The sequence below is a fragment of the Roseivirga sp. E12 genome (assembly GCF_017592825.1).
Taxonomy (GTDB): domain Bacteria; phylum Bacteroidota; class Bacteroidia; order Cytophagales; family Cyclobacteriaceae; genus Roseivirga.
This window is the reverse complement of sequence record NZ_JAGFMD010000006.1, coordinates 1-18,446: the sequence shown is the minus strand read 5'-3', so window position 1 is coordinate 18,446 and position 18,446 is coordinate 1. Positions and strand designations below refer to the sequence as shown.

General features: G+C 40.5%; 12 protein-coding genes and 1 tRNA gene. 12 read left to right on the top strand and 1 reads right to left on the bottom strand.

All coding sequences use genetic code 11. From position 1 onward, the window contains the following. The first annotated feature begins 126 nt into the window (after positions 1-126). Both J4E76_RS13760 and J4E76_RS13755 read left to right on the top strand, forming a co-directional pair. Positions 127-203 (top strand) — tRNA-Ala (locus J4E76_RS13760). 36 nt (positions 204-239) lie between these two features. Beyond that, the gene (locus tag J4E76_RS13755; protein WP_208505108.1) at positions 240-494 is read left to right on the top strand and encodes a GIY-YIG nuclease family protein; all 255 of its coding nucleotides are present in this window, start codon (positions 240-242) and stop codon (positions 492-494) included. A 361-nt stretch (positions 495-855) separates the two neighbouring features. Here the strand turns inward: J4E76_RS13755 and J4E76_RS13750 are convergent, their stop codons facing one another. After that, positions 856-1,704 (bottom strand): hypothetical protein, encoded by an 849-nt coding sequence (locus tag J4E76_RS13750; protein ID WP_208505107.1) that lies wholly within the window; start codon positions 1,702-1,704, stop codon positions 856-858. A 337-nt stretch (positions 1,705-2,041) separates the two neighbouring features. Between J4E76_RS13750 and J4E76_RS13745 the strand changes: the two genes are divergently transcribed. The 10 genes from J4E76_RS13745 (at position 2,042) to J4E76_RS13700 (ending at position 17,900) form a co-directional block, all read left to right on the top strand. Next, on the top strand, positions 2,042-3,115 hold the full coding sequence (locus J4E76_RS13745) for a hypothetical protein (RefSeq protein WP_208505105.1): 1,074 nt from the start codon (positions 2,042-2,044) through the stop codon (positions 3,113-3,115). After that, entirely contained in the window at positions 3,105-4,256 is a 1,152-nt protein-coding gene (locus tag J4E76_RS13740; RefSeq protein ID WP_208505104.1) for a hypothetical protein, read from the top strand. The genes J4E76_RS13745 and J4E76_RS13740 overlap by 11 nt, the downstream gene beginning before the upstream one ends. A 13-nt stretch (positions 4,257-4,269) precedes the next feature. Then, complete coding sequence (locus tag J4E76_RS13735; protein ID WP_208505102.1) at positions 4,270-7,614, top strand: hypothetical protein; 3,345 nt, start codon at positions 4,270-4,272, stop codon at positions 7,612-7,614. 5 nt (positions 7,615-7,619) lie between these two features. Beyond that, positions 7,620-11,855: a DUF6443 domain-containing protein gene (locus tag J4E76_RS13730; RefSeq protein ID WP_208505101.1), complete on the top strand. Its 4,236-nt coding sequence runs from the start codon at positions 7,620-7,622 to the stop codon at positions 11,853-11,855. 178 nt (positions 11,856-12,033) lie between these two features. Continuing rightward, positions 12,034-12,645, top strand: coding sequence for a hypothetical protein (locus J4E76_RS13725; RefSeq protein ID WP_208505099.1), 612 nt, complete (start codon positions 12,034-12,036; stop codon positions 12,643-12,645). 264 nt (positions 12,646-12,909) lie between these two features. After that, a complete protein-coding gene (locus J4E76_RS13720) occupies positions 12,910-13,752 on the top strand; it encodes an RHS repeat domain-containing protein (protein ID WP_208505098.1) in 843 nt (280 codons plus the stop codon). Beyond that, positions 13,739-14,599 (top strand): toxin-antitoxin system YwqK family antitoxin, encoded by an 861-nt coding sequence (locus J4E76_RS13715; RefSeq protein ID WP_208505096.1) that lies wholly within the window; start codon positions 13,739-13,741, stop codon positions 14,597-14,599. Before J4E76_RS13720 ends, J4E76_RS13715 begins: the two co-directional genes overlap by 14 nt. 466 nt (positions 14,600-15,065) lie before the next feature. After that, entirely contained in the window at positions 15,066-16,361 is a 1,296-nt protein-coding gene (locus tag J4E76_RS13710; protein ID WP_208505093.1) for a hypothetical protein, read from the top strand. 56 nt (positions 16,362-16,417) lie between these two features. Then, positions 16,418-17,263, top strand: coding sequence for a hypothetical protein (locus J4E76_RS13705; protein WP_208505091.1), 846 nt, complete (start codon positions 16,418-16,420; stop codon positions 17,261-17,263). Between the two features lie 286 nt (positions 17,264-17,549). Further along, a complete protein-coding gene (locus J4E76_RS13700; protein WP_208505089.1) occupies positions 17,550-17,900 on the top strand; it encodes a hypothetical protein in 351 nt (116 codons plus the stop codon). Positions 17,901-18,446 lie beyond the last annotated feature (546 nt).

Genomic DNA, 18,446 nt, shown 5'->3' with positions numbered 1-18,446 from the left:
GGGAGATTAGCCTGCCTGTCGGCAGACAGGCTCAGCTGGCTAGAGCGTCCCGAGTCACTGCTCGGGAAGGTCAGCGGTTAATAGAAAAGAATTTTACTGTTCTTAAAAGTAAGAACAGATTACAATGGGGGATTAGCTCAGCTGGCTAGAGCGCTACACTGGCAGTGTAGAGGTCACCGGTTCGACTCCGGTATTCTCCACCATTATTTAAAAAGGCTGGCGTTGGCTGGCCTTTTTTTATGGAAGACTTTTACGTTTATATCATTTATTCGGAGACGCGCGATCGCTATTATGTTGGGAGCTGTGATAACCTGACGAATCGTCTGGTGGACCATAATGCTGGCAGATCTACTTATACAAAGAGAGGTAAGCCCTGGGTTTTGAAGTATTCAGAGGTTTATGACACTCGCTCTGAAGCAAGGAGACGCGAGGCAGAGATCAAGCGTAAGAAGTCGAGAAACTATATCGAGTATTTGATTAACTCATTGGACTAGAGAGCGTCCCGAGGCATCTCGGGAAGGTCACCGGTTCGACTCTGGTATTCTCCACAATAAGAGCCTCGATGTATCGGGGCTTTTTTGGTTTACTATGACTGAGTTTTATGTGTATATCATCTATTCCAATTCTAGAGATAGATTTTATGTGGGCAGTTGTGATGACGCCTTTGGCTAGTACGATCGATTAAACTAAATACCTAATCTAGGTGTAGTTCCTGCATGTCGGCAGACAGGTGTAAAACACTTGAATATTCCGCACCACAAGTGTGAATCAGAGTGTTTAGACCCTGGTATGCTCCACAAAAAAAGGCCTCGACTTGCCGTGACCTTTTTTAATTCTTTGAACTTTAGTTAATGACTATTTTACAATGCGATAGCTAAGCTTAATAATTTGATCAGTAAACATACTCGAACCCCCTTGGCCACCAGCAGCTCCTGCGCCAGCTCTACCTCCTGCACCGCCACGACCTCCAGCTCCTCCTCGGCCAGCACCGCCTCCGGCACCACCTCTACCTCCAGCACCGCCTCTGCCTCCACGACCACCAACGCTGCCTCCAGCACTTTGTGGAGCATCTATTCCATTGACCCTGATGCTAATGGATAAATCAGTTGATGTAATCTTATCCCAGTTCATACTGGCACCGTATAGTTCTGTCAGAGGAATTCTCAATTCATAATTAAGCACAGGTTGTTCAGCATTTTCATCAAAGGCAAGTCCCGTTTGTATGCCAGCAACATCGCTTAAGGCAACTTGCCCATTAGTTGTAGAGAAACCTTTGAACTTAGCCTCACTCTTAGTGGCCAGTAAGCCTTCCATTCTTTCTTTCATCTGTGCGGCTCTATCACCTCTCTGGGCACCTTGACCTGCTTGTCTTCTTTGTCCTTGAGCACCCTGAGTCCTTTGTCCTCGTTCAGCTTCCAATGGGAACTCGATCTTGGCATTCACTTTAGGTTTTACCTTGGCTTTAAAAGTTATCTCCATACCAGCCTGAAGCATCTTTCCAATACTTGCTTGATTATCGGCCTGAAAGAGAATGTACAGGTACTCTTGATCATTTTTGATAGCGGTTGTGAGCCTGGTCTTTTTGTCGACTTTGAGTAAGTCACTGGACCAATCGGAGGAGAGGCCATCTATAGTTGTTTCTTGAGCGTTTAGGCCACTTATGAAGCAGCAGCAGACAAAAAGAGTAGTAAAGAGTTTTTTCATGCGGTTGTGGTTTAACCGTGTTTTGACAATAAAGATAAAGGAAGGTTTAAAACCGGTGTTGTGCTTAAAATTTACATGCATTTTACTGTCGAGCCCTTATTGATCAATATGGCTTCATTGAAGAGATTTTTCAATTTAATATTAGAGCTAATAAATTGTAATAAATAAATGATGATGAACGGCTTTTAAGTAATCAAATAAATTTCTATCATTGATAATGATGCAAACTTATATGAATGTGGTTGATTGAATCATGACTAATCATATAAGTTAATATCTCTGATTTCATCTTATACTTGTGAGTTTGAATGATGTTTTACCCTCAACCAATAACCGCATGCGAAAGCTACTTTTTCTAATCTCTGCCATTTCTGTCGTATCTATTTCTGCAATTGCTCAAAATTCATTTACAACCTCTGGAGTTGGGTGGTACCGAGTAGGGGGTTGGACGGAAACAGGATCTAATAGAGGAGCTGCTAGAGTGGTAGTATCACTGCTTGGAGGGAGTTATACTCCTCAATCTTTGGTGATAGATGTATTTAGAGATTGGAGTTCAGGACTTTCCATTAAAACTTGGGGAATAAGGAATCAGTATCTAGAAAAGGTCAGAATAGTGTATGATGGAAATTATCATGTAGAGGTGTACTTTGATAGAGCTATCACCTCCAATGCCTCACTCTACCTTTATGATCTAGAAGGGTATATCTCAGGCTTTGCTATTAAATCAGGGGTATTACCAGTTGGTTCTGGAACTATTCAGGTAGAGACTGGGGATATACAAAACACGAATTATTTTTCGAACAATCTTAGAACAGGAAAAAGTATAGACATAGCCGAGAACCTGTTGGTTGGGAGTGTAGCAACTTTTGACAATGCCGCTTATGATAAGAAAGCTAGATTTCTAAGAACAGGAGGCAAGACCACTTCCATAGAGAAAGATGTCAGCTCTATCTATTTCTACAATGAGGAGGATGGTATAATCATGTCCAGATTTTTTGATAACGGTGACCTTAGAATTGCCAACGATGCTATAATAGATGGCAATATTGAATCCAAAAAAGTAAAAGTCACGGCTACCCCGGGCTCCTTTCCTGATTATGTCTTTAAACCGGATTACTCACTAATGCCTCTTGACCAATTGGCCAACTACATTGAGTCTAATGGCCATTTACCCAATGTTCCAAAGGCAGCAGAGGTAGAAGCCAATGGCCAGGACTTAGGTCTAATTCAGCAAAAGCTTTTGGAGAAAATTGAGGAGTTGACTTTATATACAATTAAGCAAGAGAAAAGGATAGATGAGTCAGAGGTCGGAAGACGGAAGTTGGAAAAGCAAAACTCTTTACTCAAAGATCAACTGGCGGAGTTACTCAAAAGAATTGAAAAATTAGAAAAGAATCAAAATGAAAAATAAACTCATTTTATGCTTAGTGCTAGGCACAATAATGTCAGGCTTATCGGCCCAAAATCTTTTGAATTTGGATGGCTGGACAATAGGTACAGGTAGTACTACAGGTTTTAGTCAAAATGGATCTACTTCTGAAAACACTCGAGAATGGGGTATTGGTCCTCATGGTCAGCGAGCAGTTTTGTGGAAAGCGTCACCTGATGCATCGAGTGATCCTGATGGTGGGTTCAACACTTCTTATATTTCCATTGATCACACGAAAATGTATCGGTTGGTAGTTTGGGTTAAAAAGACCAACTCAACCAATGGCGGTACCTATCTCGGGACAAATGGAGGCGGTTCAGCAGTTACTTCTCTGTCAGGTACTCCAAATGGCAATCCCTACTTTTGGGCTAATGATCTACCAGTTTTAGATCGTTGGTATCTATTGGTTGGATTTGTGCACGGTAGCGGAGACAATTCTATGACAAACTATGGCGGAATTTATGACGGTACGACAGGTGAGAAATCACTCACCATTAATGATTTTAAGTTTCACATCTCTACCACGAGTCTAAGACTTCGTTCTTATCTCTATTATGACACAAATACTTCCGACCGCCAGTATTTCTATGCTCCTAGAATAGATGAAGTCAATGGTAACGAACCTTCAATCACTGAATTGCTTGGTATAGGGCTTCATAACCTGGATCAGCTATCTGTGGGGACAGACGATTTGCCATCTGGCTATAAGCTTTCGGTAGGCGGAGATCCCATTATGGAAAAGGTAAAGGTGCAGGTAGAATCCGCTTGGCCTGATTATGTTTTTGATAAGAACTATCCTCTAAAAAGTGTTGAAGAACTTAAAAGATTTATAGCTCAAAATGGTCATTTACCAGGCCTTCCCTCAGCAGAAGAAGTTGAGGCTTCCAATCAAGACCTTGGCCTCATTCAGCAAAAGTTATTGGAGAAAATTGAGGAGTTAACCCTCTATACAATAGCTCAAGAAAAAAAACTGAAAGAGCTGACTGACCTAAATACCGAAAACAAAGTCCTTAAGTCCAAATACGCAATACTTAATACGCAGTACTCACTACTCTCTACCCAATACAAAGCGCTTTTAGCGCGAATCGAAAAACTTGAATCTGCATCTAATGACAATAAGTAAACACTACCTGTCTATGAAAAATCTAATTATCACCCTATTGATGATCTTAGTGGTCGGCACCATCAAAGCTCAGACCGTTCCTGATTTAATACCACCATCACCTTCGGCCATTTCTATGGTTCAGTATGGTAATACTGGGGTTAGTTTCTACACGGGTCAGCCGAGTTTATCGGTGCCTTTGCATACCATATCTGTAAGAGGCTATCAGTTTCCTATAAGCCTGAATTATTCTGGATTTCAGGGTGTAAATGTAGAAGCTATTGCTCCATGGACTGGATTAGGCTGGTCGTTGAACGCTACAGGTACTGTGTCAAGAAGCATAAGGGGTAAGGCGGATGATAACCAATCAGATTATGGATACCTGCATGTAAACCTGCCTAGCTCTACAAATACTACAGAAGGACAAGAATTTGCAGATGGTACCAGAGATGGGCAACCGGATCAGTTTCACTATAACGTCAATGGCATGAGTGGCTCCTTTATGTTTAACAAGAATGGTTCCACCGTTTCACTTATAGAAAAACCCAAGAGCGGTCATAAGATTGAATACAATTCTACATTTAATATCACCACATGGACTATTACTGATACCAATGGCTATGTTTACACCTTTAGTGAGTTAGAAAAAACGAAGTCTATAGTAGTTTCTACAACGGCTACGCCTACAGTTAGCAACTTTACCAACTCGCCTGATAATACTACTTCTTGGTACCTGACGAATATCAAAGATCAAAAAGGCAATACCCTATTAACATTTACTTATGAGACAATAACCGGGCTCATCTATAGAACCTACGCTCCTAGATCTGAAAAGAATGACTTCACGGTTTTCAATAGTTCTGATATGTCGCACTCAGATCACTATGTAACCGCCAAACGTATCAAGGAGATTACCTATCCTGGTGGTAAAGTAAAGTTCAACCTTTCTTCAAGCACCAGACAAGATTATACAAACGATAAATACCTCCAGGATGTGGAGATCTATGATGGTGAAGACAACATGATCAAAGAGTACGTAATGAGCTATAGCTACTTTGATGAGTCTGGTACTACAGCCATTAATGCCACACCAACAAACATCACCTACAATGGAGCCAATATTGGTGATTATAAAAAGCGTTTGAAGCTTGACCAAGTACAAGAGTGGAACAATAATGGGACCCAGTCACTACCCCCTTACCTTTTTGAGTATCATACAACCAACTATCTGGCACACCGCTATAGCTTTGCTACAGACCATTGGGGTTATTATAATGGTAAAACGTCTAATACTTCACCAGAGCCTTACTATAGATCAAAGTACTATGTATTTGGAAATAATGATCCCAACTATGTTGAGATTGGTTCTGCAGACAAGTGGTCAGATGTGGCCATGGCCAAGTCAGGTGTGCTGAAGAAAGTTACCTATCCTACAGGTGGCTATACAGAGTTTGAAATGGAAGGCAATACGGCTAAGGCTGATGAATTGCCTAATGCTACAAATAGTCATGGACCTACGAATGTAAAGATTGATGGTATAAGCCGCCATAACCTTAACAACGTTACTCTAATTGCTGAACCCTTTGTCATCCTGAATTTCAATGGAGTTACTTCAAAGGACTGTGATGTGACAGGTGGTATTTACAGACAGAGTAATGACAGTCAAGTAAAGAGCTTTACCATCAATAGACAATTCTCAGCAGGTAGTTATAACTATAACAAAGATGTCTATTTAGAGGAAGCAGGAGATTTCTACGTTACCCTGGATTATGTAGGCAATTGTAGTTACTCCAACATAACCGATGGACTGGATTTGAGATACACTGATGAGGTAACTACAACCAATAAAGCCGTAGGAGGTTTAAGGGTTAAATCAATCAAAGATCATGACGGCATTTCTTCTGTCAACGACATTGTCAGGAATTTCTACTATAATGAGGACGGTGATGCAGGAAATTCTACAGGTCGCGTAGTGAATGCCCCACAATACGGTTATCAGACCGTATATAATGCCTCAACCACATCGGTACCAGATATGAGGGCCTTTGGTTTTATAAGAACAATTACACCGCATTATCCCCTAATGAGTACCAACGGTTCTTATGTGGGTTATGGAAAGGTGACTGTGATCACCGGAGATGGTAGTGGAAAAGGTAAGAGTGTCTATGAATTTTCGACCTCTACTGATAGTCCTGATTTTTATGATGGTTATTATGAAACGCCCCTCGTAGGAGAAAGCTATTATAGTCTTGGCAGTGCGGGAAGTCATGAGACCATGCCTTTGCCTCCGGTAGACAATAGGGACTTTATGAGAGGTCTTTTAAAGAAACAAACGGATTATCGATGGACAGGAACTGCCTATGAAAAAGTTCAGGAGGTCGAAAACGAATATAAGCTTACCTATAAACTGCCTCAGGACAATGGTGAAACTAACGCTAGTGTGGGCATTTGGATCGATGCAGCAGAAAATAATACCAATGCCTATGCCGAAGGAATAATTTTCGATGGTAGTGGCAGTCATACAAGGTATAAACGCTATCGAATTTATTCAGGGCGCTTGGACCTCATAAATTCTACAACACGTCAGTACAATCTGACCGGAAATACGAGCGAATATTTAGAGACAGTTAGCACTAATCACTATGATGGTTTGAGTCAAACGGGAACCAACTACTTCAACGTCTCCCGAACCACCATGACCAACAGTGAAGGCAATACCCAGGAAACCAAGTACTTCTTCCCTTATGACAATGTAACCGAGGTTCCGGCCGCTACCCGTACGGCCATGCTCAATACAAAGAATATGATTTCTGCAGTATTGAAACAAGAGTCTTATGAAGGCACTGCCAAGCTTTCAACACTCCTTACAAAATACGCAGGCTTCAATAGCAATGGTCATTACCTTCCTCAGCAGGTGCAAACGGCAAAAGGAACCAATAGCCTTGAAAACAGGGTAGAATACAATGACTACGATGTCTATGGTAATCCTGTCGAACTTCAGCAAACCAACGGAACCAAGATTGTTTACCTCTGGGGTTACGATCATACCCTACCAGTGGCACAAATACAGAATGCTGACAAGGCCGATGTAATCGCAGCGATCAGTCAGACTATTTTGAATGACCCAACGGATGATGATGCGCTTCGAACGGAACTCCAAAAACTGCGGACGGACCCCGATCTGAAAGGAGCCCTGGTCACCACCATGACCTACCGACCAGGGGTGGGGATGACTTCACAAACCAGTCCTAATGGATTAACAGTCTATTATCACTATGACTCATTCGGTAGGCTTGAATATGTCAAAGACAAGGACGGTAACATTCTGAAAAAGAATGAATACGCCTACAAAGTAAACGCTAACACCACAAACAACTAAGAGCCATGAGAAAGCTAAATAAAATCACCCCAGTTCTTTTCTTGTTGGCTATTGTTTGTCAAACAGCCTTGGCCCAGAACAAACCAGATGCTACCAGTACTAAAGCCGCTAAGACTTCGGCACTACCCAGCGTCATCATAGGCTCAACAGATAAAGTAAGTTATGTTAGAAGCTACGACTTCTACAAAGCACTTACTTCCGATGGTACTTTAAGTACTGAAATCACCAATGGTAATGTTATGCAGTCCACCCAGTATGTGGATGGCTTGGGTAGGCCAATCCAATCTGTAGCGCGCAGGGCCTTGCCAGGTGGCTATGATATGGTACAGTTCAGTGTCTATGATGAGTTTGGTAGACAGGTTTATCAACCGCTACCATTTCAGTCTAACCATAACGATGGACGACTGCACCTAACGCCAAGTACGCAACAGGGCACATTTATGAATGGGCACTATACCGATGAAGATATCTTCTATGGCCTTGCCGAATATGATAACTCTCCTTTGGGTAGGGTAACCAAGCAAATGGCCCCGGGTAATAGCTGGGCAGGTAGTGGTGTAGGGGTTACAAGCACTTCGAGAGCTAATGTCTCAGGTGATGCTGTTCGTGTTTGGACCTTAAGTACCAACCCTTCCACTTCAAGTACTTATGCTGTTGGTGCTCTTATTGTGAGCATTACTACTGATGAAGAAGGCAATCAGGTAAAACAGTTCACCGATAAGCTGGGTAGAGTCATACTCAAGCAAGTACAAAAAGGCAGCGGTTCTGCAGATGGGCATAACGACTGGTTGAATACCTACTATGTATATGACGTCTACGGCAACCTTAGTCATGTATTACCCCCAAGAGCAGTAGACTTACTCTCAGGTAGCAGTTGGTCTTGGAATACCACTGATATGGATGCCCTGGTATTCAAGTATACTTATGATGACCGTAATCGCATGATTACTAAAAAAGTACCGGGCGCTGGTATAGTAGAAATGGTCTATGACAAGCTCGACAGGCTGGTAGCGACCAGAGATGCTAATATGACTACTCAAGGTAAATGGCTCTTTACCAAATATGACGACTTGAACAGGCCAGTGATGACAGGTTTTGTAACCAGTACCAACAGCAGAGCAACCATGCAGTTTCAAGCCGATGCCTCTGGCGTGTTCAATGTAAGTACCGAACCTTTAGATACTTATAATGTATTAGAAGGCCATAGCATTAGCCTTTCGGCTCATGTAAGCGGAACTGTCAAATACAGGAGTAAAACGACAATTGAGTTTCTAACTGGTTTTGATTCGAACGGAGAGGAGTTTGAAACAGAAGTCGATGCTGCTATCAGTTCTGATTATACTTTTGTGCAGGGTTATCATGATGCTACTTTTCCAATGTTGAAAGACTATACCCACGAGGTGTTAAGCCTTAGTTACTTCGACAACTATGACTTCACTACCCAAACCTATAATCTAGGCTATAATGACTTCTATGCAGAAGGTGTTAATAATGCAGTGACTCCAAGTGAGTATACCAACGTAACGGGTATGGCCACGGGTAGCAAAGTAAAAGTACTTGGCACTGCTGACGAATGGCTAACCACAGTAATGTTTTATGACGATAGGGGCAGAGTAATCCAAACTCAGGCAGACAATCATGTAGGAGGCAGAGATATTGCCACTACTCAGTATGACTTTAGCGGTAAGGTGCTCAATACCTATACAGTGCACGATAACCCCAATGCCACTCCAGCACAAACCACCATTGCGAAAAGGTATACCTATGATGGTTCAGGCACAGGCAGGCTACTGACCGTTCAGGAGAAACTAAACAATGCTTCTGGCAACCATAAAATCATAGCTACCAATACTTATGACGAACTAGGCCAGTTAAAAAGCAAAGTATATGGTAATAGCCTAGAAACACTTAACTATGACTATAACATCCGAGGCTGGTTAGAAGGTATTAATGAAGCTTATGTAGCCAGTGGTACTGGAGGTCATTACTTCGGTATGGACCTGAGTTATGACTTTGGTTTCGATACCAATCAACTCAATGGAAATATAGCAGGGGTGAAATGGCGCAGTGCATCGCACTCCGACCAAAGAGCTTACGGTTTTGAGTATGATAAAGTAAACCGTCTGACTAGTGCAGACTACAGCCAAGGCAGTGGTTGGATAAATACAACCAATGATTTTAGTACCAACTATACTTATGATGCCAATGGCAACATACTAACCCTTCAAAGAGAAGGTGTGGTAGCAGGTAGTATAGAAACCATTGATAACCTTACCTACTCCTACTTGAATAGCAATAAGAGTAACCAACTGGCAGCTGTTGCAGATGCAGCAGGCGATTTAGGTCAGGGAGACTTTAAAGATGGTACCAATTCAGGGGACGATTATGTCTATGATCTGAATGGTAATATGACCCAAGACCTGAACAAGGATATCAACGGTGGAGACATTAGCTACAACCACCTCAACCTGCCAGAGCGCATAGAGTTTAGCAACAATGCGAGCAAGACCATCACCTATACCTATGATGCAGCAGGTATTAAGCTTAAGAAAACCGTCAACAACAATGGCCAGATAACAACCACTGACTATGTAAGTGGCTTTACCTACGAGAATAACCAACTGCAACACTTTGCCAATGAAGAAGGTAGAGTAAGGAAGAATAAGAACAACAGCTTGGTCTATGACTACTTTGTAAAAGACCATTTGGGCAATACCCGAATGACTTTGACTGAAGACATAGATGTAACGATCTATGAGGCTACAATGGAAACTGAGTACAAGGATTTTGAAGAGCAAATATTCTTAAACCTACCTTCAACTAGAGTAGTCTCCACACTGGGAGATAACACACAAGACCTAACAATAAACTCCAACGAGGCCGCTCAGCTTGTGGGTGGACAGGTAGGACCAGCAAAGATGCTTGTGGTATCAGCGGGTGACCAAATGGATTTAGTCGTACAAGGTAGGTATAGCGGAACTTTCTCAGGTAGTCACAACACCAGTGCTATGATTTCTGCAATTGCATCAGTCTTCGGAGGGGTTAACAACTCTGGTAGTGCAGAAAGTCAGGCCATTTATGACCTGTTCAATAGCAACTCAGGGAATGTTTTGATAGCAGGAGGCGAAGAATACAGCAATGCTCCAAGGGCCTATATGAATTATTTGTTCTTTGATCAGAATTTTGAGCTTGACTCAATTAAATCAGGGTTTAAACAAATAAGTATAGGTGCGGCAACTGCGCATGAAATACTAAGTCAAACACTGACTTTTGATGAAGGAGGGTTTCTGTATGTGTATTTATCCAACGAGAGTGCCAGTAGTTTACCCGTTTATTTTGATCAATTTCAAATCACTCATACCAAGGGAGCCATCTTACAAGAAGATCATTACTATCCTTTTGGGATGAACATTAATGCACTCTCTTCTACTGCGCCATTGAGTAAGCCTAATAAATACAAGTTTAATGGTAATGAAGAGCAGACAGAGTTTGATCTAAACTTATTTGACTTCAATGCTAGGTTCTATGATCCTGCTGTTGGTAGATTTATCTCTGTTGATCCATTAACTGATGCTCCAGAACAAGTAGCACTAAGCCCATATCAGTTTAGTTGGAATAATCCTTATAATTTAAATGACCCTGATGGTAAATGTCCTTTTGGATGTATTGGATCTATTGCAGCAAAGGTTTATGGAAAGGCGAAAGGCTATTCGGATATTTCAAAACCAGGCAGAGAGGCAGGTCAAAGAATATTTAGTAATAAATCAGGTGATATTCCAGACTTTGTAGGTGTTGATGATAATACACGCAAGATTGTCAAGGTTACATCAATTGCAGATGATGCTCAACAGGTGATGGAGTCAGCAGAGGAAGTGACAAAGGAGGTGCTTACTGATTTTGGTGAAGCAGCAACTGAGTCAGGAGATGCACTGCAAAAAGCTGGAATTGTGGTAAGTTTAGTAGGACTTCCAGAGGTTGGAGTACCAATTGCAACAGCTGGGGGGTATGCTGAAAGCGCAGGAACTGTTGCTCTTGCAACTGTCGATGTTGCTAATGGGGACTATAAAAAAGCTTTACTTAGAGGTCTGACTTTAATACTGGATCGCCGTATATCAGGAAAGATAAATGCTGCTTTAAAGAAGCAAGGAATTTCTGAACAAGCAGGTGCTGTAATAGATGCTAACAAAGAAGCTATAAAAGAAGTAGTAAAAGAAGTTACAAATGATAGAGAAGATAATTAATGGAAGAATTGATTTATGGTTTGTTGTTTGCATTAATAGGTTTAATAGCTATTCTGTGGTCGAGAGAAATGGAGTATAGCAAAACAGATATTTATGCTTCAAAGCAGACATTAAACATCATGGGATGGTTTATGCTTTTATGCTCCATTTATTTGTTAGTAAAGGCGTTTGTTTAAATATGAAGTCAAGTACATCAGTATTAATTTTCTCTTTATTTACCTTTTTGTTTGGGTTAGTAGTTTTGGTGTTTTTCAACCCAAATGCTCTTCAGGAACTGAAAAACTTGCCTTTAACGGCCCTGAATTTGCAAGAGTTGGAATTGAGAAGTCTAATTGCATTGTTTTTATATATAATTCCAGGCGGACTTATTATAGTCTTTTCTCTGCAACTATTCATGAATAGCCCAAATGGCGTGTTATTATACAAATTGGTGAAAGTGCTAGTGTTGTTGAGCGGACTTTTATGGCTTGTTCTAGGCTTTTTACCCTATAGTCCCTTTAATGAAAATGAATATCCAAAATTGGTTTTTTTAACAGTGGTTTTTCTGACTATTGTCTTACTGATTTTGCTGATCTTGACAATATCATTTGGGTTAATTTTTAAACAGAAACAGATATTCAATATTACCTTGATTGCGACAATTATAGTTTTCTCCTTGACATTTTTAAGTTTATTTGTTCTTAATAGTGACACTTGGATTAGGACAAATTTGTCTATAGGACTATATTTTATTTGGTTAGTTGCTTTGGGGTATTTTTTTGAGAAAAGAGAACCTGAGAGTAAATGGTGATACACACTCATTAGTCTAATCATCTGGGGTAGTACGATCAATTATCTGGTTTGGTAGTACGATCAATTATCTGGTTTTTGGAAAAGGGTTAGAATAGAGATAATAGAGGCTGATTTAAGATCAGCTTCTTTAGTTTTGGCAGGGTATGTAGATGTCAGACAGGTTGAAATGATGCGACATATTGCTTTTAAATGGCCTTTTTCATTCTAAGTGCGATCAATTATCAGGTTACTTTGCGTTATAAAAAACGAGACTAGGTGTAGTTTGCAACTACTCTCTAGTACTGCTCCACTCAGTAAACCTAATCAGTTTAAGTATAATGGTTTTGAACTAGAGGAAAGCTTTGATCTGAACTGGTATGATTATCAAGCAAGACAATATGATCCACAGTTAGGAAGGTTCTTAAGTGTAGACCCTGCTGCTGATTTAATGAGAAGACATTCTCCTTATAACTATGCCTTTGATAATCCTATAAGGTTTATTGATCCAGATGGTATGATGCCAAGTATGAAGGGTAGTTGTCCTCCTGGTATTAATTGTCAAACCATTGAGAGGAAAACTCAAGAAGTAGCAGAAACGGTAAAGCAAACAGTTGATAATATTAAACAAGGTTTGACTGATTTTGGAAGTGCTTTGCTTGAGGCTGCTAGTAAGAAAGTTGAAGGATTTTTGGCTGCTGCTGATGCATTAATTCCTGAAGGTAGCGGGGATGAAACTCAACCAAATGGACTCGTAATTGATGCAGATGATGCTCCTGAGGGTGTTGGAGGAAGTATTGAAATAGAAGATGGAATGAGGCCTAATAGAATAGATGCTACTGGATTCCTACCTTTGATTTCTAGAGGAGGTACGATGGGTAAAATTAAAACAAATCAAAAACAAGGTATTCCTTCAGCTATTGACAAAACCATTGATGTGATAGATGAGGTTAAATCTACAGTAGTTAAACCTGATAGCGTACCAATCATTGCTGGCCCAAAAGATGTTAGATTTGTAGGGCAAAGGTTATATACCCAGAATGGGGGATATGTTGATATCAAAGTTGCAACAAACGAAGGAGATACCATAGGTTGGAAGAAAACCAACAGTAATAATGAAGAGAAGTAATTTCTATATCCTGATTGTGGTGATACTATTACAATCTTGTAATCGAGAATTCGAAGTTTTAGAATATCATGACAATGGCTTGATAAAAAAAGAGTGTCAAATGAGCTCAAGTAAGCCAGATGGTTTATGTAAAGAATATTACCCGAATGGTAAACTTGAGTCTATTGCAAGGTATAACCAAGGTGCTCTGGATGGGATTTCTGAATTCTTTCATATTAATGGAACAGTTCACTGGAGAGTTGATTTTGACAAGGGTGTCAAAAATGGTAAAGTTGACTATTTTGATTCATTGGGAAGGAAGTATCAAACGGCATATTTTGATCAAAACCTTCTAAGTGATGAGAATCTAGAATATCATACAAATGGTGTGGTAAAAACCAGTGCTTTCTATTCTGAAGGGAAGTTACATGGTGATGTGTCAAGGTTTAATGAGGATGAGAAACTGACTCGTATTGAGAGGTATGACCAAGACAGCTTAATTCAGTCTAAGAACTTTGATGAAAATGGAAAGTTGGTTGCTAAGTCAATTGATTATGCCATTAGCCATGAGTTTAAAGGTTCGAATAGAACCATATTGAAGGTTGAAATTATTGAACCACTTTATGATAAACACATTTTCGATGTTTATGATTTTAAAGTAAAGAATGATACTCTAGACATTCTCCAAGAGAGATTGTACTCAGATAATTCAGGGTTTACTTATGAATTTGAATGGCCTGATGACAGGAGTGAACTTAATTTGGAAGGTACATTGATGGAGTTAGAGACACTGGAAAATAATGATGATGAAGTTGTTGTGAGAAGCTTGAAAAGGGTTGTTTATAAAATTGTAAGGAATAGTATGTAAAACTGGTAGTAAAGTATCCAATCAATTATCTAGTAACATAAACAAAGATTAAAGAAGCCTTCGAGAGAGGGCTTTTTCTGTGGGGGGTGCGGAGTTTTTATATCTCTCTCCCGAAACCTCGGGGTAGATAAATAAGCTTTATTAGCACGTCATTTCGAGCTTGTCTGCCGAGAGGCAGGCACTGAGAGAAATCTTAACCATCGAGCAAGTCAAGCTTTGTATTCAAAATAAGGAGATTCTGTCACTTCGCTGTACTCCGCTCAGAATGACGTCAATGATAAGGGATTCCTTCGCCCTGCTCGGAATGACGTTACACTATGGGGTTACCACTAGATCTAGCTTCTCTGGTTGTAGTTTGTAACTACAACCTATTATCCCAACTAAGTGTAGATTCTCTCCATTTACCATTCAAATATTGTTGTAAATAATCCTTGAAGAATCTGTCTTTTTCTGCCATATTCAAGGAATGCGTATTCTATTGACCTTTTTGATTTGTGGCCTCCTCGCCTTGCCCACTTTAGCGCAAGAGATGGTGCAGGACGAATCGCTTGAAACCAGTACAAAATCACTGGAAAAGGCAAATAAGAAGGTCCAGAAAGAACTGGATAAACTCTCAAAGAAACTTCGTAAAAGCGTTAGCGAACTATACCCAGACCTGCCAGTCGATAAAGTGGATTCTTTAGTAAACGCCATGGCCGCTAAAAAAGAGGCAATCAAAGGCGAAGCGAAGGACAGTGTAGCCAATTATCTACAAACCTTAAAGCAAGACCTGCTGGCCGACCTGAAGGAAACCCCAGAGAAACTTCCCATTGCAGGTGAGATCAGAGAGAGTGTCGAAAAGATTGATCAGCTCAAGCAAATGCAAGGTGTGTTGAAGGACAAAGATCAACTGGTGGAAATGTTGGATGTCTCTGAAATCAAGAAACTCAATAAGCAGGTTGTGGACCTAAAGGGCTCTTTTGAAGAATATAAATCGGAGTTTGACGGATGGGAAGATGCCCTGCTCGAAGAAGTGACTAATTTACCACAAGCCAAACTATTCAAAGAGCAGGTAGAAAAGATGAAGGCCTACAAGCCCTTGCCGGAGGGTTATCGCGATAATATTGATCAGTTTCAGACTAATGATTTTGTCAAGGAAAAGCTAGAAGCGAAGGCTGAGGAGTTTAAGAAAATAGGAGAGACTACACTGCAAGAAAAGTTTGACCAGGCCCAAGCTAGAGTCACCGAAGCCAAAGAAAAATTTCCTAGTCTAGAAAGTATAGCTGATGCTCCTAAACGATACAACCCACACAAGGGCAAGCCCTTTTTACAACGGATTATCTTAGGAGGCAATTTACAGGTAAACCGACAAGAGCCGGTTTCTGCTGATCTCTCATTAAGTTTGACCTTTCCCTTAGGACAAAAATCAGCAATCGGGGTTTCAGGTGGCACCCGCGTTTTTCTAGAAAAAGCCAAGGTAGCCAGCACCAGAGATCAAGCGACAGGTTTCAGAAGCTTCTATCGCCATACCATTTACAAGTCTTTCTACCTACAAGCTAATTACGAAGTGACCAAACTAATCACAGAAGATTTGAATGATAATCAACTGGGTGAGCAATGGATTCAGACAGCTCTTCTGGGTATTGGTAGGAAGTTTAGCATAGCCAAAAAGATTCAAATGAACTTTGGCCTGTTTTACGACTTCTTTTTTGATGCCACTAAAAGCCCCAATGATCAAGCCTGGGTCATGCGATTGGGCTTTGATCTGAAAAAAGATAAGTAAAGTCTGAACAACTGTTTCAGGCTAGTGAAACTAGAACACCTCAAAAATCTATGCACATGAAAATTAGAATTATATCCCTTGCTCTACTATTGATTAGTACAATGTCTTATGCTCAGGATGAAACTGTATACGGTAGTCTTACTATCAATCATGCAAGCCCACTTTTTATATTCAAAGACAACAATACCAATGGAGCCTCTACTTCTGGATACATAGAATGGAGACAGTTTAACAATACGAGAACAGGCTGGCTTGGAGATGGGAGTTCTGGTAATACAGACCTTTATTGGCAAAATGAAGTAGGAGGAAAGCTTAGAATGTTTGCTGGAGGTGGGATTTTGATGGAAAGTAACACCACATTCAACGGCCATACCACGGTTTTGACGACAAGCGACTATGGAGTTTCCTATTTTTTTAATAATGACAAATACGTCATCGGTTATGGTCCTAACCATACCAGTCAGGCCAATGAGATAAGTTTAAAGTCGAGGACTGGAGATATAACTTTTATTGCCGGTTCCACTGCATCTCAAGATACGCGAATGCGTATCTCAAATACTGTTGTTACATCGTATATACCTTTGCACGTACATGGTGATATCGAATCCAAAAAAGTCAAAGTAACCGCAACACCAGGCACCGTTCCGGATTATGTCTTCAGTGCTGACTACAAACTAAGAAGTCTGTCAGAGTTGGAAGCTTTTATCAACAAGTATTCACACCTACCCAATATTCCCAGTGCCAAAGAAGTTGAAGCCAATGGCCAGGATGTAGGAGATATGCAGCTAAAATTGTTGGAGAAGGTTGAGGAGTTGACTTTGTATATGATTGAACTGGAAAAGACGGTAAAAAAGCAATCGGCTGAGATAGAGGCGTTGAAGTCTGAAAAGAAGCACCCCTAAACTCACGTCACCCTGAATTCATTTCAGGGTCCAATGAAATAGCACCCCTAATGATCAAGCCTGGGTCATGCGACTTGGCTTTGACTTAGATAAAAATGAGTAAGGACCAAAACTACATTTAGGTTTGTAGGTTCTTCATACCTTAAAAAGTGCTCTTTACGCTGGTGTGATAAGATCTCTCATACTTCGAGATGACTAAACTTTATAGCTTTCGAAATAGATATTAGTACGTCATTTCGATCCCGAGGCTTCGGGAGAGGAGGGAACGCATTTAAAAGTAACTGACATGGAAATAAAAAAACTACCAGAGCTTATCGTTCTCAATAAAGCTATTCTTTATATAAAGTTCACGTCAAATGATGAGGAGAGCACTTTTTTGTCTAACAGCCCTTTTTTGAATAACCTCTTTGATTCTGTCCAAAAGGAAATGGTTCAAAATCACGGTTTAAAGATTGACATTGGCAAAAAACGCTTACTTCGTGATTCTAAACACATTGAAGAATTGATAATATCTAAAACTAAAAACTTACATGATTGGGAAAATCTGGATTTGGGAGTGAAAAAAGAATCTTTAAGAACCATGGCGTATCCATATATCATTGATGAAGAACATATTGAACAAATCTTGGGTAGTTAGATCAATTATCCCTGACACCCGGCAGGCTCAGAATGACGAACTGTTTGGAAGGTTCTGCTACTTCCTGCCTGTCGGCAGACAGGTGTAACCCCACTGGATGTAGTTTGCAACTACATCCCAATATCCTTTAGTATTTCTATCTCTTAGGACTTCTCTCCACTTAATTACGAGGTTCCGGGTCAAGCCCGGAATGACGAAGAAAGAAGGGTTACCACCTATTTTAAGTTAGCACGTCATTTCGATCCCGAGGCTTCGGGAGAGAAATCTTAACCATCCTACAAGTCGGGCTTTGTAGTCAAAATAAGGAGATTCTTACGCTTCTCCTGCCTGTCGGCAGACAGGTGTAAAACATTTGAATATTTTACCTAAGCCCCCTAAACTTACGTCACCCTGAATTGATTTCAGGGTCCCCACTGGATGTAGTTTGTAACTACATCCTAATATCCTTTTCTATTTCCGAATGAAAGAATTTGATAGCTACTTCCTTCTAAGTTAGAATGTCATTTCGACCTTGGGAGAAATCTTAACCATCGAGCAAGTCAAACT

What these genes read in the sequence shown, in the direction of transcription:
- J4E76_RS13705 (WP_208505091.1), top strand. Translation starts at nt 16,418, where the DNA reads ATGAAAATTAGAATTATATCCCTTGCTCTACTATTGATTAGTACAATG.
- J4E76_RS13715 (WP_208505096.1), top strand. Translation starts at nt 13,739, where the DNA reads ATGAAGAGAAGTAATTTCTATATCCTGATTGTGGTGATACTATTACAA.
- J4E76_RS13755 (WP_208505108.1), top strand. Translation starts at nt 240, where the DNA reads ATGGAAGACTTTTACGTTTATATCATTTATTCGGAGACGCGCGATCGC.
- J4E76_RS13730 (WP_208505101.1), top strand. Translation starts at nt 7,620, where the DNA reads ATGAGAAAGCTAAATAAAATCACCCCAGTTCTTTTCTTGTTGGCTATT.
- J4E76_RS13750 (WP_208505107.1), bottom strand. Translation starts at nt 1,704, where the DNA reads ATGAAAAAACTCTTTACTACTCTTTTTGTCTGCTGCTGCTTCATAAGT.
- J4E76_RS13725 (WP_208505099.1), top strand. Translation starts at nt 12,034, where the DNA reads ATGAAGTCAAGTACATCAGTATTAATTTTCTCTTTATTTACCTTTTTG.
- J4E76_RS13745 (WP_208505105.1), top strand. Translation starts at nt 2,042, where the DNA reads ATGCGAAAGCTACTTTTTCTAATCTCTGCCATTTCTGTCGTATCTATT.
- J4E76_RS13740 (WP_208505104.1), top strand. Translation starts at nt 3,105, where the DNA reads ATGAAAAATAAACTCATTTTATGCTTAGTGCTAGGCACAATAATGTCA.
- J4E76_RS13735 (WP_208505102.1), top strand. Translation starts at nt 4,270, where the DNA reads ATGAAAAATCTAATTATCACCCTATTGATGATCTTAGTGGTCGGCACC.
- J4E76_RS13700 (WP_208505089.1), top strand. Translation starts at nt 17,550, where the DNA reads ATGGAAATAAAAAAACTACCAGAGCTTATCGTTCTCAATAAAGCTATT.
- J4E76_RS13710 (WP_208505093.1), top strand. Translation starts at nt 15,066, where the DNA reads ATGCGTATTCTATTGACCTTTTTGATTTGTGGCCTCCTCGCCTTGCCC.